The following is a 15,930-nucleotide window of genomic DNA, read 5'->3' as shown; positions in this document are numbered from 1 at the left end:
ACCTACGACAAGGCGGAAAACCGACTTATCCCAATATCTAGCACCTAGTACCTAAAGTTATCTGCAAGTGTAGAAGTGCTGACAAGGCCCTGTGCTTTTTTATGCTAAGGAGCATACGTTTTGTATGTGACTTAGGCTAAAAAAGCACGACAACGCAATCAAAGCGAACTACACGCAGCAGACGGTGATTACATTTGCTCCATGACTTCTATACCTAACAGATCTAAACCTGTGCGCAATGTGTCTGCCACTAAATTACACAACACTAAACGGCTGTCACGCACACTTGGCTCTACGCCTTCTTTAAGCACAGGGCAAGCTTCGTAGAATGTCATGTATAAACTTGCTAGCTCGTATAAGTAGCTACATAATACGTGCGGTGTTGCTTCACTGATCATTTGATCAAGCACTTCTTCTAACTGAAGAAGTTTAAGGGCAAGTGCTTTTTCTTGCGGCTCAACGATAGCGACATCTGCACTTAAGCTCGTTGAATCTACACCTGACTTACGGAATATACTGCGCACGCGGGTGTATGCATATTGCAAGTAAGGTGCTGTTGCGCCTTCAAAGCTAAGCATCGTATCCCAGTTAAAGATATAATCACTGGTACGGTTTTTAGATAAATCGGCGTATTTAACGGCGCCAATACCCACTTTGCGAGCAATTTCACTGCGTGCTTCGTCACTTAAATCAGAGGTGCGTTCTGCTATCTTTGCCGAAGCGCGGGTGATTGATTCTTCAAGTAAGTCCGCAAGCTTCACTGTGCCGCCAGTACGCGTTTTAAATGGCTTGCCATCTTCACCCATCATGGTGCCAAACGGACAAAACTCATAGCTTGTTTCATCGCGAAGCAAACCGGCTTTTCGGGCCGTTAGTTCAACTTGGTTAAAGTGTAAGCTCTGGCGCGCATCAACAAAAATTAAAATACGCTCAGCACCTAATTTATTTGAACGGTAATCACACGCTGCCAAGTCAGTCGTAGCATACAAGAAACCGCCCCCTGATTTTTGAACGATAAACGCAGATGGTTCGCCATCTTTATTTGCCAATTCGTCTAAAAATACAACTTGGGCGCCTTGTGATTCAACCGCAATTTCTTTATTTTTTAGTAGCGCGATGATGTTATTAAGCTCTGAGTTATATGCACTCTCAGCCATAATATCGTCTGCAGTAAGAGTGACGTTTAGACGCTTATACACTTCTTCTGAGTGTTTAACTGAAGTCGCAATAAAGAGCTTCCATAGTTTCTCACAGTGAGCGTCACCGCCTTGTAATTTTACAACGTAATCGCGAGCTTTATCTGCAAAACCTTCTTCATCATCAAAACGCTTTTTAGCATCACGGTAAAAAGTCTCTAAATCAGCAAGCGCAACAGAATCTAAATCAACACCTTGGTTAATTTGATCTTCTAAGTGAGCAATCAACATACCAAATTGTGTGCCCCAATCACCCATGTGATTTTGGCGAATAACCTTATCACCACGAAACTCAAGTGCACGCACTACAGAGTCACCAATAATCGTTGAACGTAAATGGCCCACGTGCATTTCTTTAGCCAAATTAGGTGATGAGTAATCAACCACAACTGTTTGCGGCTTTGCGTGCTCTGCAACAGCCAATTTTGCATCTTGATTAGCCGCAACAACGCTTTGTGCTAAAAACTCAGGCTTTAAATGGATATTAATAAAACCCGGGCCTGCAATTTCTGTTTTATCGGCAATGTCACTAACATCTAGATTATCAATAATTTTTTGCGCAAGCTCACGTGGGTTGCTTTTCATTTTTTTCGCAGCGCCCATCGCGCCATTAATTTGGTAATCACCAAATTGTGGACGCGTGCTTTGCGTAACCGCTGGGTTGGTATCAGCAGGTAAGCCCGCTTCTGTCATTGCCGCAATGGCTTTATCAATTAATAACGTACGAATGTTCATGTAATTTGTTACCTTTATAAGCCCGCTATTGCAGGCTTTAATTAAATTTTTATCTAGTTTTCACGTGTATGGTTAAACGTCACCTCTGGGTAACGTTCAATTGATAAATTAAGATTTACACGACTAGGTGCAATATAGGTTAAGTTATCACCGCCATCTAAAGCTAAATTGCTTTCACACTTACGTTTAAAGTCTTCAAACTTTTTAACATCAGTTGAGCTTACCCAGCGAGCGGTATTTACATTCACGCTTTCGTAAATCGCATCTACGTTATATTCTGCTTTTAAGCGAGCAACAACTACATCGAACTGCAGCACACCAACAGCGCCTACAATAAGATCGTTATTAATTAGCGGTCTAAATACTTGTACAGCGCCTTCTTCTGAAAGTTGCACTAAACCTTTTAATAACTGCTTTTGTTTAAGTGGATCGCGCAAACGAATACGACGGAATAACTCTGGTGCAAAGTTTGGAATACCGCTAAATTTAAGCTTTTCGCCTTGAGTGAATGTATCACCAATTTGAATCGTGCCATGGTTGTGTAAACCAATAATATCACCAGCGTAAGCATCGGCTGCACGCTCACGGTCACCTGCCATAAAGGTAACCGCATCAGAGATGCTTACTTGTTTACCTATGCGTACATGGTTCATTTTCATACCTTGGCTATATTTACCCGATACGATACGCATGAAAGCTATACGGTCACGGTGCTTTGGATCCATGTTTGCTTGTATTTTGAATACGAAGCCTGAGAAGTTTTCTTCTGTGGCAACGACAGTTCGGTTTTCTGTTTCACGCGGTAATGGCGTAGGCGCCCATTCTGTCAAACCACTTAGCACATGATCAACACCAAAATTACCTAATGCAGTACCAAAGTATACCGGAGACAATTCACCTGCTAAAAATAGCTCTAAATCAAATTCATTGGATGCACCAATCACCAGCTCAAGCTCTTCACGTAATTGTTCTGCAAGTTCGCCGCCAATGGCTTCATCTAGTTCTGGATTATCAAGCCCTTTAATACTTCGCACTTCTTGGATGGTGTGACCTTGGCCTGTTTTATACAAAATAGTCTCGCCACGGTGAATATGATAAACACCTTTAAATTCTTTACCACAACCAATTGGCCAAGTAATCGGCGCACAGGCAATATTAAGCTCAGTTTCAACTTCGTCTAATAATTCCATTGGATCACGAATGTCACGGTCACACTTATTCATAAAGGTAACAATTGGCGTGGTACGCAGGCGAGTAACTTCCATCAATTTGCGTGTACGGTCTTCTACACCTTTCGCAGCATCAATAACCATTAAACATGAATCCACTGCTGTTAAGGTGCGATAAGTATCTTCTGAGAAGTCTTCGTGTCCAGGAGTATCAAGTAGATTAACTAAACGTTCATTAAACGGAAACTGCATCACAGAGGTGGTTACCGAGATCCCACGCTCTTTTTCCATGTCCATCCAGTCAGATTTGGCATGTTGATTAGAGCCACGCCCCTTTACTGTACCTGCTTTTTGAATAGCTTGTCCGAACAACAATACTTTTTCAGTGATGGTGGTTTTACCCGCATCCGGGTGAGAGATAATAGCGAACGTTCGTCGCGTATTGATTTCGTTTAATAAATTAGACATGTAAGCCGCTTTAAGTCATAACAAGGCACAGCTAAACATGCCAATAAAGAAGGCGTTTGTTGTGCATTGTAGGTATAAAATAGAATTACTATCATTATACCTTGTTTGTGCAAGCCAAAAAAGCAACGATTGCAAGTAATTAACGACATTTGAGAATTTACTTAACCTCAACAAAATAGGTACGATCAGCACTAAACTTGTGTAATTTTTCCCTACAGCATACTATTGTAAGATTACATGGAGGATATTTTGTTTGGGCATGAAAACCAGTAAGCTAAGTATAAGATTATTATGGTATATCACTCCACTTGTGATCTTGCCATTGCTATTTTTAGGGGGCTTTACATTAACAAATGTAACCAACTCAACCCAAAAACAAGCAGAGCTTATAGTGAGTCGATTTGTTGAACAACAACAACAAAAAATGTTTAACTACATCGATTCTTTTCATTCAACATCAAAGCTTTTATCCACCTCACCTGTATTAAGTGACTTCCTTGCTGATGACATGCTAAGTAACGGCAATTACACTTCTCAGTTGGGTGACTTAATGGATGTATTTGCCAGCTACTCTGAAGCTTACCCTGACATTATTAGTGTGAATCTTGTTTCACCAAGTGGGAAGAGTAAAGCCTACTACTCGAGTAATTTAAATACTCCCCCAATGGACTACCCGTTTTTTTCTCGTGTATTACAAAGCAATCTACGCCAGCAGCAATTTATGGTGCAAAAAAACGACGGTACAACAAGTCTGTATTTTGTGCAGCGCGTTTACAGTGCTGACTACTATTTAAAACGCCCCCAACAATTAGGGTTTATTATTTTGCATGTTGAACCTTCTATTTTAAATACCAGCATCCTAGAAGCACCGTATAACAACACGCTCAATTTGCTGTTAACAGAGGACGGGAAAATTTTATTTAGCTCAGACTATAATAAACGCGGCCAATTTATTAGTGAGTATGAGCTCAAAAAAATTCATAATCTTGCTGACTTAGGTAAGCTGTCAACCATCGAGTTATCCAGCATAGATAAAATAGAGCGTATGATTTACGCTGTTCAAATGACTGGTGGCTATTATTATGTTTCAACTATCCCCAAAGCTTTGCTTTATCAATCTGGTAAAGCAATTAGTTTGATCACCGCATTGATTGTCATTATTTCGGTAATCACTTTACCTATGCTGATCTTTATTGTTGTGCGTAACCTCTTACTCAACCCAATAGAGTCTTTGGGGGCTGCCAGCCACCGCGTTGGCGATGGTGATTTATCTGTGTACTTACCCGCCCACAATAATGATGAAGTAGGTGTACTGTTTAACGACTTTAATCACATGGTAAACCAAATTCGCCATTATCAAGATGAGCTTGAAGAGTATAAGCATCACCTTGAAGACAAGGTTGAAAGCCGAACCCGGGCACTCGAAACCATGAATAGCCAGCTTGAATCTGCTATTGCACAAGCAGAACAAGCAAACCAACTTAAAAGTCGATTTTTAGCAAATATGAGCCATGAAATTCGTACGCCATTAACGGCGATCATGGGATTTACAGAACAGTTATTACACAGTAAAGAAGCCGTCTCAGATGAGCTACATTTAGCCACTATTTTACGTAATTCTAAGCACTTGTTAGAACTAATAAACAATATTTTAGATCTTTCAAAAATAGAAGCTGAAAAGTTGGCAGTTGAAAAGTCACCTCTTGATATTGTTCAACTTGTACATGATATTGACTCAATAATTCGTCCCCTTTCGCAAGAGAAAAATCTCAAATGCGATATAAATTATCATTTACCATTACCTAAAATAATTAATTCTGATGCAACCCGCCTAAAACAAATCTTGATTAATATCGCCAGTAACGCGGTTAAATTTACCGAACAAGGTTTAATAAGCTTAGATATTACTTATGATGAAAACTCCCAATCGATTGAGTTTGCCATTAAAGACAGTGGTATTGGCATGTCTGAGCACGAAATAGAGCGTGTTTTCAAACCTTTTGAACAAGCCGATGCCACAACTACCCGCCGCTTCGGTGGCACAGGACTTGGCTTATGCATCTCTAAAAACTTAGCACAATTACTAGGCGGAGATGTTTACGTACAAAGCACACCAGGCATGGGCAGCTGCTTTAGCGTTAAAATAGCTTGCAACTTAGCTGAAGAAAACCAACCTCCAATGCTAACAGAGCTAAGTCAATTAAAACCTGAAAAAGACACCTTACTTTCATTTGCAGCTAATAGCTTTGATGCAAATATTTTGGTCGCTGAAGATAACCCCGATAACCAAGTGCTTATTACATTACTATTGCAAACTTGGGGGTTAGAACCTGATATAGCGAACAACGGCGCAGAGGCGGTAGAAATGGCGTTAGTTAATGATTATCAAGTCATTATTATGGATATGCAAATGCCTGTCATGGGCGGATTAGAGGCAACCCAAATGCTGCGCCATGCAGCTTACGACGGCCCTATTATTGCCCTAACGGCTAACGTGATGAAACATGATGTAGATACTTATTTAAAAGCAGGTTGTAACGAAGCCTTAGCCAAACCGATTGATAAGGATGCACTCGAAAATGTGCTTGTTAAATACTTACACATCGAAAAAGACAGCCAAAATAAGTGGGATAGTTTACTAAATAGTGAAAAGTTTCAGCAGATAAACGAAAATTATCGATCAAAACTACCTGAGCATTTAACGCAAGTTAATGAGTTATACCAGGCTGGAGAGTGGGAAGTGCTAAGAGCACAGGCTCATAATTTAAAAGGCAGTGCTGGCTGCTTTGGCTTTAATAATATCCACCAAGCGGCAGCGGAGCTTGAAGATAATTTACGAGGCAGAGATACGGATCATAATCGCCGAGATTATTTAGCATTGAGTTTAATTGAAGCAATAAAATACACAATTAACTACAAGTCCTAACCAAAAAGTAAAGTCATCCCCATTAGGATAGCGTCTTCATGGCCATTTTTAGTCGGGTCATCGCTTGGATAATAATTTTTACGCACAGACATTTCGCTAAACCCTGCCCGTTCATATAGCTTAATCGCGCGGGTATTTGTCTCTCGCACTTCTAAAAATAAATTTTCAGCGGTGTGCTGTTCACCGTACGCAATAAACCTCTCAAGCAGTTGTTTTGCGATGCCCTGCCCTTGATACTCAGGCGCCACACAAATATCCATAAGCGTAAAATCTGGTCCAGCCTTTTCACCAATGTAAAACCCAACAATCTCACCACCTACAAATGCGGCTAAATTAAAGTAACGCCCAGCTAAACAAGATTGCATGGTGCTTATTGTCCATGGGTGACTATGGCACGCGCTCTCAATACCCATTAGAGCATCGATTGAAGATTCTGTAACAGATTCAAAGGTTATCAACTTTATCGCTCATCAGCGCCCACAGCGCACGTTTTTGGGTAGAGTTTAATTGCGAGTTGGGTAAACTTAATACGCCACTTTGCCATGTAATCGCAGGGCCGTGTATAACTTGAGTAAGTGTTTGCGGTGCAATAGCTTTATTAATATCAGCCAATAATGTAGCGTTGATATCAAGTATATCTATGTGTGATTTATTTATACTACTTTCTCGCAGTGGCTCATCAACGACGCTGTGATCAGTAGTAGCTGGACGAAAATGCTGATTAAGTTCGAGGCTTTCTATACCCAAAATAGCTGCGTGACGTGGATGCATAACAACTCAGTAGATTAAACACAGGAACAATATAAGAAGTAATAAAAACGATGTAAAGAAGAAATGGCAGGGGCGGAGAGATTCGAACTCCCAACCGTCGGTTTTGGAGACCGCTGTTCTACCAATTGGAACTACGCCCCTGCAATGACGATGAATTATAGAGACCTTTCGCTAAAGGTAAAGTAAAAAATCAACTTTTTGGTTTGTTTGCTTTTTAAATAAACAAATCGGTGAATTAGCATGCTGAAGGGTTGCTCCTTAATCACTTTTTGAGTAGCTTAACTAGTCGTTTCTCTGCACTCCTACTTAAGTAAAGGCCGTCAATTTAAATTAAAATGAGATGACATGCTTAAATTGTTTATCTTGCAACGCAACACCGCACTGATTAAGCAAAACTTTATTTTTTAGCTATTTTTAATTTTTTCAGCTCTTCAGTAATAGTTGAAAGGGTGAGAGGCTTAGGCAAAACGGCATTTGCACCGCACGCAATTAACCGGTTCGCTTCATTACCAACGGTTGCACCTGTTACACCTATAATTGGATTTGTAAAACCTTGCTTTCGCAACGCTTTGGTTAACTCATAACCATCGCAATTAGGCATCATGATATCAGTTATAACCAAATCAAAGTCTTTTTCTTTTACTTTATTCAAGCCAATAATACCGTCTTCAGCTTCTGCTACTATGGCACCATTTTGCGCCAAAATTTTGCTACTTATCATACGCAAAATTGGCGTATCTTCGACTAAGAGTATTTTTAAATTTTCAAGTAACTCGACATCATTGTCCATGAACGACGATGTGTCGTCTTGTTCGCATTTATCAAGGACAAATGTTAGTTCGAAATTAGCACCGCCGTTTGGGCTTTCAATGTAGTTTAAATCCCCCTGACCCAAGGTGTGAGCAATTTGCTTGCAGACATTAAGCCCAAGCCCAGTACCTTCGCTTAATGTTTCTCCACGTTCAAATGCATTAAACATCCTGTCTCGAAATTTAGGCTCAATACCATTACCATCATCAATAACATTAATACGGTAATGAGTTGTATCATCACTCAAATCTTCGGCTGTTTTAGTTACTGTAACTGAACGACCACCACTGTGCAGTATGGCATTTTTAGTTAAATTCTGAATAATCTGGAATATAGCTTTGGTGGAACCTTTGTGATGCTCAGAAGCTGATTTTTGCGCCTCAAAATTAATCATAAAGTGACGTTTTTCGGCCAAGGGTTTGACTCCCTCAATCGCTCGCTCAACGATATCATGAACCGATATGACTTCATTATTATCATAAACAGATAACGAACTACTAAACGATGACATTTTCATATCATCAAGTACACAGAGTAAATGTGTTGATAGCTGCTGTAACTCGACTAGGTTTTTTGACTTGTTATGTTCAAGCTCAACATCTATCAACATTTTTAAGGTTGCAGCGGGTGTGCGTAGCTCATGTCCGATCACCCCATATATTCGTTCATTAGTCTCTAGCTGTAATTTAGTCTTGTCGACTAGTCCTTGATAGCTACTTCGAAGATAAGAAATGAGAATAGAAAGAACAACAGCGCTTAATGCTGCTCGTAAAACAATAGCCGTTGTTACAGTGTCTCCGTCTGCAAGGAGTATTATTGGTGCACAGCTCAAAATAGAAACGCAGATAATACGCAACCAACTTGTCACTAGAAGTACAATAATTGCTGCTAATAAAGGCGTCATGATGACTGGTATGACGCCATTTTCGATAACAAGCGACGGAAAAGCTACAGAAACACAAACAGCCAATATAACTAAACATTTCTGTCTAATTTGCTTAAAAATAATTGCGATTAATGAGCATAACACCCACGCAAAAAGGAGCATAAAGGCCAAGTTCTTATTTTGAACATCGACAAATATAAGACTAAAAGCAACTAAGATACCACCTAAACAAAATATTATAGGAATAACTAGGCGCATTTTCTCTTCAACGCTATTTACCACAGATTCATCACTTACCACTAAAAACCTCTGTAATCGGTATCAAGCAATATAGACAATTTATTTGGCTTGATTTACTTGCCTTTAAGTATTTGCCAACGGTGATGATTTAAGTCAGTTTGCAAATAGTTAGAAACTTAATAGTACGCTTTAGTGTTTTATTATAGATCTGATTTGTGATTAAGTGTTTTTTAAGTTAGGTAAATGCTTCTGCTAAAGAGTGTGTGGACTGTGAGGAATTTATTAATCTTGCCACCCACTTGATGGGTTTATTATAAGTTGAGGACTACCTATAAAGCGGTGCAAGTCATTAATTAATAATGACTTGCACCATTAAACTATTCCCACTCAATCGTTGCCGGTGGTTTACCTGAGATATCATAAACAACACGAGAAATACCGTCGATTTCGTTAATGATACGGTTTGAAACCACACCTAAGAATTCATACGGTAAATGTGACCAACGTGCAGTCATAAAGTCGATAGTTTCAACACAACGAAGTGAAACAACCCAATCGTATTTACGCGCATCCCCCATAACCCCTACCGACTTAACCGGTAAGAATACCGTGAACGCTTGGCTCACTTTATGATAAAGCTCAGCTTTGTGTAGTTCTTCAATGAAGATAGCATCAGCACGGCGTAATAAGTCACAGTACTCTTTTTTGATTTCGCCAAGTACACGCACACCTAGACCAGGTCCAGGGAATGGGTGACGATAAAGCATGTCGTACGGTAAACCTAGCTCTAAACCAATTTTACGTACTTCATCTTTAAATAATTCACGTAGTGGCTCTACTAAGCCCATCGCCATATCATCAGGTAAGCCACCTACGTTGTGGTGTGACTTGATCACATGTGCTTTGCCTGTCGCTGATGCAGCTGACTCGATTACGTCTGGGTAAATAGTACCTTGACCTAACCACTTCGCATTTTTAAGCTTTTTAGATTGCTCATCAAATACGTTAATAAAGGTGTGACCAATTGCTTTACGCTTATCTTCAGGGTCAGATTTGCCCGCAAGATCCGCTAAGAACTGGTCTTCAGCATCTACTTTAACAATATTAAGGCCAAACTTATTGCCAAACATGTCCATAACTTGCTGACCTTCGTTTAAACGAAGTAAACCGTTATCAACAAACACACACGTTAGGCGATCGCCTATTGCGCGGTGAATAAGCATCGCCACAACCGATGAATCAACACCGCCTGATAAGCCTAAGATAACTTCGTCATCGCCAACAGTTTCTTTGATACGCTCGATGGCGTCATCAATGATTTTTGCTGGCGTCCACAGTTTCTCACAGCCACAGATATCAATTGCAAAACGTTCTAATAAACGCTGACCTTGATGTGTGTGTGTTACTTCTGGGTGGAACTGAACGCCATAAAAACGCTTTTCTTCGTTAGACATTGCCGCATGCGGGCATGTAGATGTTTTAGCTGTAGTAGTGAACGTATCTGGAATTTCCATTACTTTATCACCGTGGCTCATCCATACGTCGAGTACGCCATTACCGCCATCAGTAATGTGATCTTCAATGGCATCAAATAATGCACAGTCACCTACTTTTTCAACTTGGGCGTAGCCAAACTCTTTTTTGTCAGAGCTGTGTACACGACCACCCAGTTGTGTTGCCATTGTTTGCATACCGTAGCAAATACCTAACACTGGCACACCAGCATTAAATACATACTCAGGAGCACGCGGGCTGTTTTCTAGGGTTGTTGACTCAGGGCCACCAGAAAGAATGATACCTTGTGGGTTGAATTCACGGATTTGCTCTTCCGTGACATCCCATGCCCACAGTTCACAGTAAACACCAATTTCTCGCACACGGCGGGCGATCAATTGCGTGTATTGCGAACCAAAGTCTAAAATAAGAATTCGTGAATCGTGAATGTCTTTGCTCATTGAGGGTCTCGTTAGTCAAGAACTGGCATTCAGGTAACCTGAATGACTATAAATAAGGGCCAGCAAATGCTGGCCCGGTAATTTCAATACGTTAGGTAGATTAACCTAAGCGGTAGTTAGGCGCTTCTTTAGTGATTTGCACATCATGAACGTGCGACTCACCCATACCCGCTGAAGTAACGCGTACAAACTGTGGTTTCGTGTTTAGCTCATTTATTGTGGCACAACCGGTTAACCCCATCGCACTGCGCAGGCCGCCCACTTGTTGGTGAATGATGGTTGCGATTGGGCCTTTATAAGCCACTCGACCTTCAATCCCTTCAGGAACTAACTTGTCAGCTTGATTAGATTTTTGGAAGTAACGATCTGATGAACCTTCTTTTTGATCCATCGCACCTAAGCTGCCCATACCACGGTATGATTTGTAGTAACGGCCTTGGTAAAGCTCAACTTCACCCGGTGCTTCCTCTGTACCCGCAAGCATAGAGCCAACCATCACACATGATGCACCAGCGACTAATGCTTTTACGATATCGCCTGAGAAACGAATACCACCATCGGCAATAACTGGAATATCGCGACCTTTAAGGCCTTCAACAGCATCAGAAATAGCCGTGATTTGTGGTACACCACAACCTGTTACGATACGTGTAGTACAGATTGAACCTGGGCCGATACCTACTTTTACTGCATCAACGCCAGCATCAGCAAGGGCAATAGCACCTTCAGCTGTTGCTACGTTACCTGCAACAATTTGTAAATCTGGGAATGTTTGGCGTGTTGCCGCCACGCGGTCGATAACACCTTGAGAGTGGCCATGTGAAGTATCTATTAGCAATACATCTACGCCGGCTTCAACTAATGCAGCAATACGCTCATCAGTCCCCGCGCCAACACCAACAGCAGCACCTACACGTAGACGGCCTTGCTCGTCTTTACATGCATCTGGCTTATCTTGTGCTTTTTGATAATCTTTTACTGTAATCATACCTTTTAGCTTAAAGGCATCATCAACAACAAGAATTTTTTCGATACGGTGTTCGTGCATTAAGCCTAAAATTTCTTCGCGTGCTGCACCTTCTTTAACGGTAACAAGCTTGTCTTTTTTAGTCATAACAGTTGAAACTGGCTGCTCAAGTTTCGTCTCGAAACGCATATCACGGCTGGTTACAATACCAACAAGGACATTATCAGCATCCGTTACCGGAAAACCTGAAAAACCTTTTTCTTCAGAAAGTGCAACTGCATCCGCAATGGTTAAATCCGCTGTAACAGTAACAGGATAAGAAACAATGCCCGCTTCGTACGTTTTAACTTTACGTACGTTTTTAGCTTGTTCTGCAATTGTCATGTTTTTGTGGATAAAACCTAAACCGCCCTCTTGCGCTAAAGCAATCGCTAAGCGAGCTTCTGTAACAGTATCCATAGATGCTGAAACTAGCGGCAAGTTAAGTTTGATACCACGCGTTAAGCGAGTTGAAATATTTGCCGTGTGTGGCAAAACAGTAGAATGACCTGGTACTAAAAGTACGTCATCAAAGGTAAGAGCTTCTTTAGCAATTCTAAGCATTTTGGCAACTTCTCACATGTGGATCTTGTATAAGGAATTGCGGCCAAATTTTATCAGCGTTATCGGCATGAGTAAATAAGATTTAGCAAATATTTATGATAAAATACCTTCATCAGCGTTTTTAAGGTTCGTTTTATGGCCATAACTTCAAAGCAGCAAACGATTTATACCGTCTCCAGGCTAAATCGAGAAATAAGAACAGTGCTCGAGCAAGGATTTGCGTCGTTAATTTTAACGGGGGAGATCTCAAATTTTATAACTCCCGCATCAGGTCATTGGTACTTCACCCTAAAAGATGACCGCGCTCAAGTAAAAGCCGCGATGTGGCGTGGTAATAATCGCGGCCAACGCTATCGCCCTGAAAATGGTGCACAAGTGACGGTACGAGCACGGGTCTCTTTGTACGAACCCCGTGGCGACTACCAATTAATCGTTGAGCATATGGAGGCCGCTGGTGAAGGCCAATTAAAGCAAGAATTTGACGAATTAAAAATGCGTCTTGCAGCGCAAGGGTTATTTAGCTCTGTACATAAAAAACCTTTACCCAATGTTGTTCATCGGGTGGGAGTGGTAACCTCGGCCACTGGAGCCGCAATTAAAGATATTTTAACGGTACTCAAGCGCCGAGCACCGCAACTTGAGGTAATTATTTACCCTGCCATGGTGCAAGGTAAAGACGCGCATTTACAGCTAATTGATAAAATAACACTTGCAAATATGCGTGATGAAGTGGATGTACTTATACTAGGGCGTGGTGGCGGCTCATTAGAAGATTTATGGTGCTTTAATCACGAGCTGCTTGCTCACGCTATTTTTGAAAGCAAACTGCCAATCATTAGTGCTGTCGGCCATGAAATCGACACCACAATTAGTGATTACGTTGCCGATATACGTGCAGCAACCCCCAGTGCGGCCGCAGAGCTTGTCAGCCCAAACAGTGCTGAATTAACAAATCAAGTTCAGCAAATGCTTAATCGCTTAGCGAATGCATTTAAACACCAAGTGGCTGATAAACGAAGGCTTGCTGTGCAGCTAGAGCATAAACTCACACTTTGCCACCCTCGCAATCAACTAACTCAGCAGGCACAACGCTTAGATGAGCTTACTCTTGCACTGCAAAATGCCATGCAGCAACACCTTTATCAGCAAGAGCGCCGTTTAGCTAACTTAAAGCCTCGTTTATTACAGCGCTCCCCCGATAGAAAACTTTCGCAAGCGGATCATCAATTGCAACAGCTACAAGCGCGTTTACAACAAGCTATGCAGCAACGCCTTGGTAGCGCAAAAAACAACCTTGCTATGCAAGCTGGTAGATTAGACTCAGTCAGCCCGCTAAATGTGCTCGCGCGCGGGTACAGCATTACTAAATCAAAACAAGGCAAAGTGATTAAGTCGGTAACACAGGTTAACTCTGGTGATATTTTAATTACAGAGCTGGCCGATGGCACCATTGAGTCTCAGGCTAACTAAAAATTACTGCTCTGTACTGAGCAACAATTTAAAATCATCGTCACTGGATGTAGAGGTACTGGTTTTAAATTGTTGCCAAAACGCTTGTTTCACTAACTTATCGTTTAATTCTCGCCATTGCCTATGATCAAACTCTTCATTGCCTTGCGGCGCCACAAGTTCAAACTTGCACACTGAGGTTTTACACTCAGCACTGACTAATTCTGGAGTAATGGTTAAGTCGGCGGTTATCAAAAAATCCTGTAAAGCAACTTCGGTGCGGTAAGCCCACTCCTCATCACGTTTTTGCTGTTCAAATTTATCAAGCAGCATTTGCTCAAAATCAGAAGGGCCTTGTAGTTTGTTTTGATAACTTTTCACTGCGGCTTTTTGTGTTGCAAGCTCACGCTTTAACTCAATAATCTGCTGCTTTAACTGCTCTGCAGAGCGTGAAGTGTCACTATTATCAATCACAGTTTGCTGTACAGGTGTTTCAGTTACAGCCAAAGCAACTGCTTGGAGCTGAGGTAGGGTGCTTGTTGATGTTTTTGAAATTGATTGAATATGCTTTTTTTCAATGCTTTGTTCAAAAGGTGCGATAAGCAAAAAATAGCCTGAGGCAATAATAACACCCGCAATAAAAGCGAGTAATAAAGACAATGGGCTATTTTTCATCATTACGCGGTAATTCCTTTACGGCACTTATAACATGGCACTGGTGTGCGATTCGTTCACTGGCTCTGCTTCTAAAAAGTTTTGATTCATGCTCTCTGCCGGACAGGGACAGTTTGGCTGACCAACTATTTTAGCAGGAACCCCTACAGCTGTAGTATGCGGCGGAACAGGGCTTAGTACAACTGAGCCGGCACCAATTCTTGCCCCCTCACCTACTTCGATATTACCGAGCACTTTTGCTCCGGCACCAATTAAAACGCCTGCGCGAATTTTAGGGTGACGATCACCTTTTTCGTTACCAGTACCACCCAGCGTTACAGATTGCAAAATTGATACGTTGTCTTCGATTACCGCAGTTTCACCTATTACTATGCCAGTTGCATGGTCAAACATAATACCATGACCGACTTTACAAGCAGGATGGATATCAACGCCAAATACTTCTGAGGTACGGCTTTGAATAAACCGCGCGAGCTCTTTGCGGTTTTGACGCCAGAGGCAATGAGCAAGTCTATGTGCTTGTATTGCATGAAAACCCTTTAAGTTTAATATTACTGTTAAGTAAGTATCGGCAGCAGGGTCTCGATCTTTAACCGCTTTTATATCATTTGCGACGTGGGTCAACATTCGGTCACAATCAACAAACGCTTGGTCAAATAATTCTCTTATAGTAAATGCTGAAACAACCGCATCAGCTAATTTATTTGCCACAATAAAGCTTAATGCCGAACCTAAACATTCGTGATTCAAAATACATGAGTAAACATGGCTTGCTAATAAAGGTTCACGCGTGACAACTTCGTTTGCTTCAGAACGAAGTTGTTGCCAAATTTCATGACGCATAGGACGGCCTTAAATAAAATATAAATCTACTATGAGTAAGTTTAACGGATTTAACGACTGATGTGTTAATACTGTTATTATTTGTTCTGGCTATTAGATATAACAAACTTAAACCCATTACTTATGAATAAACTAATCAGCCCATATGACAAACAATAAAAAACCAGTAAGCATTGTAAAAATTAAAATTCCATTTAATTCAGTCATTAACAGCACATGACAGTCTTCATGTCATAT

General features: G+C 41.1%; 11 protein-coding genes and 1 tRNA gene. 2 read left to right on the top strand and 10 right to left on the bottom strand.

Annotation, left to right across the window (positions count from 1 at the left end):
• Nucleotides 1-188: 188 nt before the first annotated feature.
• On the bottom strand, nt 189-1,931 hold the full coding sequence (gene argS, locus ACFI4Z_RS06755; RefSeq protein WP_462669916.1) for an arginine--tRNA ligase: 1,743 nt from the start codon (nt 1,929-1,931) through the stop codon (nt 189-191).
• Between the two features lie 53 nt (nt 1,932-1,984).
• Complete coding sequence (prfC, locus tag ACFI4Z_RS06750) at nt 1,985-3,568, bottom strand: peptide chain release factor 3 (protein WP_462669915.1); 1,584 nt, start codon at nt 3,566-3,568, stop codon at nt 1,985-1,987.
• 259 nt (nt 3,569-3,827) lie between these two features.
• On the opposite strand from prfC, the gene ACFI4Z_RS06745 reads away from it, so the two are divergent.
• A complete protein-coding gene (locus tag ACFI4Z_RS06745) occupies nt 3,828-6,494 on the top strand; it encodes an ATP-binding protein (protein WP_462669914.1) in 2,667 nt (888 codons plus the stop codon).
• Here the strand turns inward: ACFI4Z_RS06745 and rimI are convergent.
• The 6 genes from rimI to guaB form a co-directional block, all read right to left on the bottom strand.
• Nucleotides 6,491-6,952: a ribosomal protein S18-alanine N-acetyltransferase gene (gene rimI, locus ACFI4Z_RS06740; protein ID WP_462669913.1), complete on the bottom strand. Its 462-nt coding sequence runs from the start codon at nt 6,950-6,952 to the stop codon at nt 6,491-6,493. The two genes, ACFI4Z_RS06745 and rimI, sit on opposite strands and share 4 nt — an antisense overlap.
• Nucleotides 6,939-7,265 (bottom strand): hypothetical protein, encoded by a 327-nt coding sequence (locus tag ACFI4Z_RS06735; RefSeq protein ID WP_462669912.1) that lies wholly within the window; start codon nt 7,263-7,265, stop codon nt 6,939-6,941. Before ACFI4Z_RS06735 ends, rimI begins: the two co-directional genes overlap by 14 nt.
• Nucleotides 7,266-7,329: 64 nt before the next feature.
• Nucleotides 7,330-7,406 (bottom strand) — tRNA-Trp (locus ACFI4Z_RS06730).
• A 256-nt stretch (nt 7,407-7,662) separates the two neighbouring features.
• Complete coding sequence (locus ACFI4Z_RS06725; RefSeq protein WP_462669911.1) at nt 7,663-9,261, bottom strand: sensor histidine kinase; 1,599 nt, start codon at nt 9,259-9,261, stop codon at nt 7,663-7,665.
• Nucleotides 9,262-9,578: 317 nt separating this feature from the next.
• Nucleotides 9,579-11,156: a glutamine-hydrolyzing GMP synthase gene (guaA, locus tag ACFI4Z_RS06720; protein ID WP_099294919.1), complete on the bottom strand. Its 1,578-nt coding sequence runs from the start codon at nt 11,154-11,156 to the stop codon at nt 9,579-9,581.
• A 100-nt stretch (nt 11,157-11,256) separates the two neighbouring features.
• Complete coding sequence (gene guaB / locus ACFI4Z_RS06715) at nt 11,257-12,726, bottom strand: IMP dehydrogenase (RefSeq protein ID WP_462669910.1); 1,470 nt, start codon at nt 12,724-12,726, stop codon at nt 11,257-11,259.
• Between the two features lie 135 nt (nt 12,727-12,861).
• On the opposite strand from guaB, the gene xseA reads away from it, so the two are divergent.
• A complete protein-coding gene (xseA, locus tag ACFI4Z_RS06710; RefSeq protein WP_462669909.1) occupies nt 12,862-14,196 on the top strand; it encodes an exodeoxyribonuclease VII large subunit in 1,335 nt (444 codons plus the stop codon).
• A gap of 3 nt (nt 14,197-14,199) precedes the next feature.
• Here xseA and ACFI4Z_RS06705 read toward each other — a convergent pair whose 3' ends face one another.
• Together ACFI4Z_RS06705 and cysE are read right to left on the bottom strand one after the other, a co-directional pair.
• Nucleotides 14,200-14,853: a hypothetical protein gene (locus tag ACFI4Z_RS06705; RefSeq protein WP_462669908.1), complete on the bottom strand. Its 654-nt coding sequence runs from the start codon at nt 14,851-14,853 to the stop codon at nt 14,200-14,202.
• 24 nt (nt 14,854-14,877) lie between these two features.
• On the bottom strand, nt 14,878-15,693 hold the full coding sequence (gene cysE, locus ACFI4Z_RS06700; RefSeq protein WP_099294923.1) for a serine O-acetyltransferase: 816 nt from the start codon (nt 15,691-15,693) through the stop codon (nt 14,878-14,880).
• Nucleotides 15,694-15,930: the final 237 nt, after the last annotated feature.

It is taken from the genome of Pseudoalteromonas sp. RWi3 (assembly GCF_054960735.1).
Note: the sequence above shows the minus strand (reverse complement) of the source record. Positions and strands in the feature narration are given on the sequence as shown.

Excerpts from the sequence above, each read along its gene's own strand:
- ACFI4Z_RS06735 (WP_462669912.1), bottom strand. The coding sequence starts at position 7,265 with ATGCATCCACGTCACGCAGCTATTTTGGGTATAGAAAGCCTCGAACTT.
- argS (WP_462669916.1), bottom strand. The coding sequence starts at position 1,931 with ATGAACATTCGTACGTTATTAATTGATAAAGCCATTGCGGCAATGACA.
- xseA (WP_462669909.1), top strand. The coding sequence starts at position 12,862 with ATGGCCATAACTTCAAAGCAGCAAACGATTTATACCGTCTCCAGGCTA.
- cysE (WP_099294923.1), bottom strand. The coding sequence starts at position 15,693 with ATGCGTCATGAAATTTGGCAACAACTTCGTTCTGAAGCAAACGAAGTT.
- prfC (WP_462669915.1), bottom strand. The coding sequence starts at position 3,568 with ATGTCTAATTTATTAAACGAAATCAATACGCGACGAACGTTCGCTATT.
- guaB (WP_462669910.1), bottom strand. The coding sequence starts at position 12,726 with ATGCTTAGAATTGCTAAAGAAGCTCTTACCTTTGATGACGTACTTTTA.
- ACFI4Z_RS06745 (WP_462669914.1), top strand. The coding sequence starts at position 3,828 with ATGAAAACCAGTAAGCTAAGTATAAGATTATTATGGTATATCACTCCA.
- ACFI4Z_RS06705 (WP_462669908.1), bottom strand. The coding sequence starts at position 14,853 with ATGATGAAAAATAGCCCATTGTCTTTATTACTCGCTTTTATTGCGGGT.
- guaA (WP_099294919.1), bottom strand. The coding sequence starts at position 11,156 with ATGAGCAAAGACATTCACGATTCACGAATTCTTATTTTAGACTTTGGT.